The organism is Candidatus Methylomirabilota bacterium, assembly GCA_036005065.1.
GTDB lineage: Bacteria > Methylomirabilota > Methylomirabilia > Rokubacteriales > DASRDR01 > DASYQW01.
In genome coordinates, this window is record DASYQW010000291.1 from 1 (window position 1) to 3,177 (window position 3,177).

Below are 3,177 nucleotides of genomic sequence, written 5' to 3' on the forward strand. Positions count from 1 at the left end.
AGGCGTCACCGAGCAGGAGGCGCGCGCGGCGAGGCTCGCCGCCGGCGTCCGGCCCGCCTACCGTCGCGTCGACTCCTGCGCGGGCGAGGTCGAGGCGGCCTCCACCTACTACTACTCGACGTGGGGCGAGGAGGACGAGGGCGCGCCGGAGGGAACGAAGCCGCGCGTCGTCATCCTCGGCTCCGGCCCGAACCGGATCGGGCAGGGGATCGAGTTCGACTACTGCTGCGTCCATGCGGCCCAGAGCTTCCGCGCCCTCGGCTACGAGGCGATCATGGTCAACTGCAACCCCGAGACCGTCTCGACCGACTACGACACCTCCGACCGCCTCTACTTCGAGCCGCTCACCCTCGAGGACGTCCTGAACATCGTCGAGAAGGAGCGGCCCCTCGGGGTGGTGGTTCAGTTCGGCGGTCAGACGCCGCTGAAGCTGGCCGTCCCGCTCGAGCGCGCCGGCGTGACCATCCTCGGCACCCCGCCGGACGCCATCGACCGGGCCGAGGACCGGGCCCGCTTCGCCGAGCTCCTGCGGACGCTCGGCCTCGCCCAGCCGCCCAACGGCTCGGCGCGCTCCGTGGACGAAGCGGCCCGGATCGCGGCCGCGCTCGCCTACCCGGTGCTCGTGCGGCCCTCCTACGTCCTCGGCGGGCGGGCGATGGAGATCGTATACGAGGAGGAGCGCCTCCGGGTCTGGATGACCGAGGCGGCGCGGGTCTCGCCCGAGCATCCCATCCTCATCGACAAGTTCCTCGAGGACGCCATCGAAATCGACGTCGACGCCCTCTGTGACGGCCGAGAAGTGCTGGTCGGCGGCGTGATGGAGCACATCGAGAAGGCCGGGATCCACTCGGGCGACTCCGCGTGCGCGCTCCCTCCATACTCGATCGGCGACGACCAGGTGGAAGGCCTGCGGAAGGACACCCGCGCGCTGGCCCTCGAGCTCGGCGTGATCGGCCTCCTGAACATCCAGTTCGCGATCAAGAACGACACGATCTACGTCCTGGAGGTGAACCCGCGGGCCTCCCGCACGGTGCCCTTCGTGTCGAAGGCGATCGGGCTGCCGCTGGCCAAGGTGGCGACCCGGATCCTGCTCGGCGCGACGCTCCGCGAGCTGGGCGTCGCCGAGCCCCCGGACCTGCCCCACGTGGCGGTCAAGGAGGCCGTGTTCCCGTTCGTCAAGTTTCCCGGGGTGGACGTGATCCTGGGCCCCGAGATGCGCTCGACCGGCGAGGTGATGGGGCTCGACCGGGAGTTCCGGGCCGCCTATCTCAAGGCCCAGCTCGCCGCCGGCTCGCCGCTCCCCCGGGGCGGCAAGGCCTTCCTGTCGGTCCGGAACCGCGACAAGCGGGCGCTGGTGCCCATCGGCCGGAGCCTCTACGAGATGGGCTTCCGCCTCGTCGCCACCCAGGGAACGGCCAAGGTGCTGGAGCGCCACGGCATGCGCGTGGAGACGATCAACAAGGTCGCCGAGGGCTGGCGGCCGAACATCGTCGATCTCATGAAGCAGGGCGAGATCTGCCTCGTCATCAACACGCCCGAGGACGGGCGCGCCCGCCGGGACTCCTATCTGATCCGCCGCACGGCGGTCATGCAGACCATCCCCTACTACACGACCATCGAAGGGGCCCAGGCCGCGCTCGAGGCGATCGAGGCCCAGCGGGCCGGCGAGTTCGAGGTCCGCCCGTTGCAGTCGTACTACGCCGCGCTGAGGTGAGCGGGGTGGAGGCGCGCGATCGGCTGATCGTCGCGCTCGACGTCCCCGGCCTGGCCGAGGCGGAGGCGGTGCTCGAGCGGCTCGAGGGCGTGGTGTCGACCTTCAAGGTGGGCGCCCAGCTCTTCACCGCGGCGGGCCCGTCCGCGGTGGAGCGTGTCCGCAAGCGTGGCGGGCGCGTGTTCCTCGACCTCAAGTTCCACGACATCCCCGCCCAGGTGGCGGGGGCGGTCCGCGAGGCCGCTCGGCTCGGGGTGAGCCTCCTCACCGTCCATGCCTCGGGGGGCAGCGAGATGCTCCGGGCCGCGGCCGGCGCGGCCGCGGAGGCTGTCCGCGATCGGCCGCGCGTCCTGGCGGTGACCGTGCTCACGAGCCTCGACCGGGCCACGCTCCAGCGGGAGCTCCAGGTGCCGGTCTCGGTCGAAGGGCAGGTGGTGCACCTGGCCGGCCTCGCCCGCGCGGCCGGATGCGACGGCGCGGTCGCCTCTCCCCAGGAGGCGCGCCAGCTCCGTCGCGTCATGGGGCCGGGGTGGCTGATCGTCACGCCGGGGATCCGCCCGGCCGGCGCCGACGCCGGCGACCAGGCGCGCACCGCGACCCCCGAGGCCGCGCGGCGAGCCGGCGCCGATTACATCGTGGTGGGCCGGCCGATCACCGCAGCTCCCGACCCGGCGGCCGCCGCCTCCGCCATCCTCGCCGCCTGGGAGCACGCCGCGACGTGAGCGTGCTGGACGCCGCCACCGTCCGAGCGCTCTACGAGTCCACTGGCGCGCTGCTCCGGGGGCACTTCCGGCTCACCTCGGGCCTTCACTCCGATACGTACCTGCAGTCCGCCCTCGTCCTCCAGTTCCCCGACCACGCGCAGCGCCTCGGCGCCGCGCTGGCCGAGCCGTCCCGGGGCGAGCGGGTCGCCGCGGTCGTGGCGCCGGCCATCGGGGGCATCCTCGTGGCCCACGAGGTGGCGCGGGCCCTCGGGGCGCGCGCGCTCTTCACCGAGCGCGAGGACGGTCGGATGACGCTCCGGCGGGGCTTCGCGCTCGACCCCGGCGAGCGCTGCCTCGTGGTCGAGGACGTGGTGACGACGGGAGGCTCGACCCGCGAGGTGATCGTCGCCGTCGAGAGGGCCGGAGCCGCCGTGGTAGGAGTCGGCGCTCTGGTCGACCGGAGCGGCGGAACCGCGACGTTCGCCCAGCCGTTTCAGGCCCTCCTCCGCATCACCGTGCCGAACTACCCGCCCGATGCCTGCCCCATGTGTCGGGACGGGGTGCCGGTCGTCAAGCCCGGCAGCCGCCCCCCGGGCGGCTCCTAGCTACTTCCCGCTCGAAACTCCTCGATGCACCGCGCGCTCGGTGGTCGCGCCGGGTCGGGTTATCCCCGCGACCGAGCGCCGCCCGAGGCATTTCGGTCGGTCATCCGTGCTCGGGTGCGTGCATCTCCAGCGATTTTGGGCTACTCTTCAGACGAAA

3 protein-coding genes are annotated in these 3,177 nt (G+C 72.7%); all 3 read left to right on the top strand.

The features are described from left to right. A partial coding sequence (gene carB, locus VGW35_19980) for a carbamoyl-phosphate synthase large subunit (GenBank protein HEV8309949.1) occupies window positions 1–1,714 on the top strand: 1,714 nt, incomplete at its 5' end. Window positions 1,715–1,719: 5 nt separating this feature from the next. Further along, on the top strand, window positions 1,720–2,433 hold the full coding sequence (pyrF, locus tag VGW35_19985) for an orotidine-5'-phosphate decarboxylase (GenBank protein ID HEV8309950.1): 714 nt from the start codon (window positions 1,720–1,722) through the stop codon (window positions 2,431–2,433). 2 nt (window positions 2,434–2,435) lie between these two features. Then, entirely contained in the window at window positions 2,436–3,020 is a 585-nt protein-coding gene (gene pyrE / locus VGW35_19990) for an orotate phosphoribosyltransferase (GenBank protein ID HEV8309951.1), read from the top strand. The last annotated feature ends 157 nt before the right edge of the window (window positions 3,021–3,177 follow it).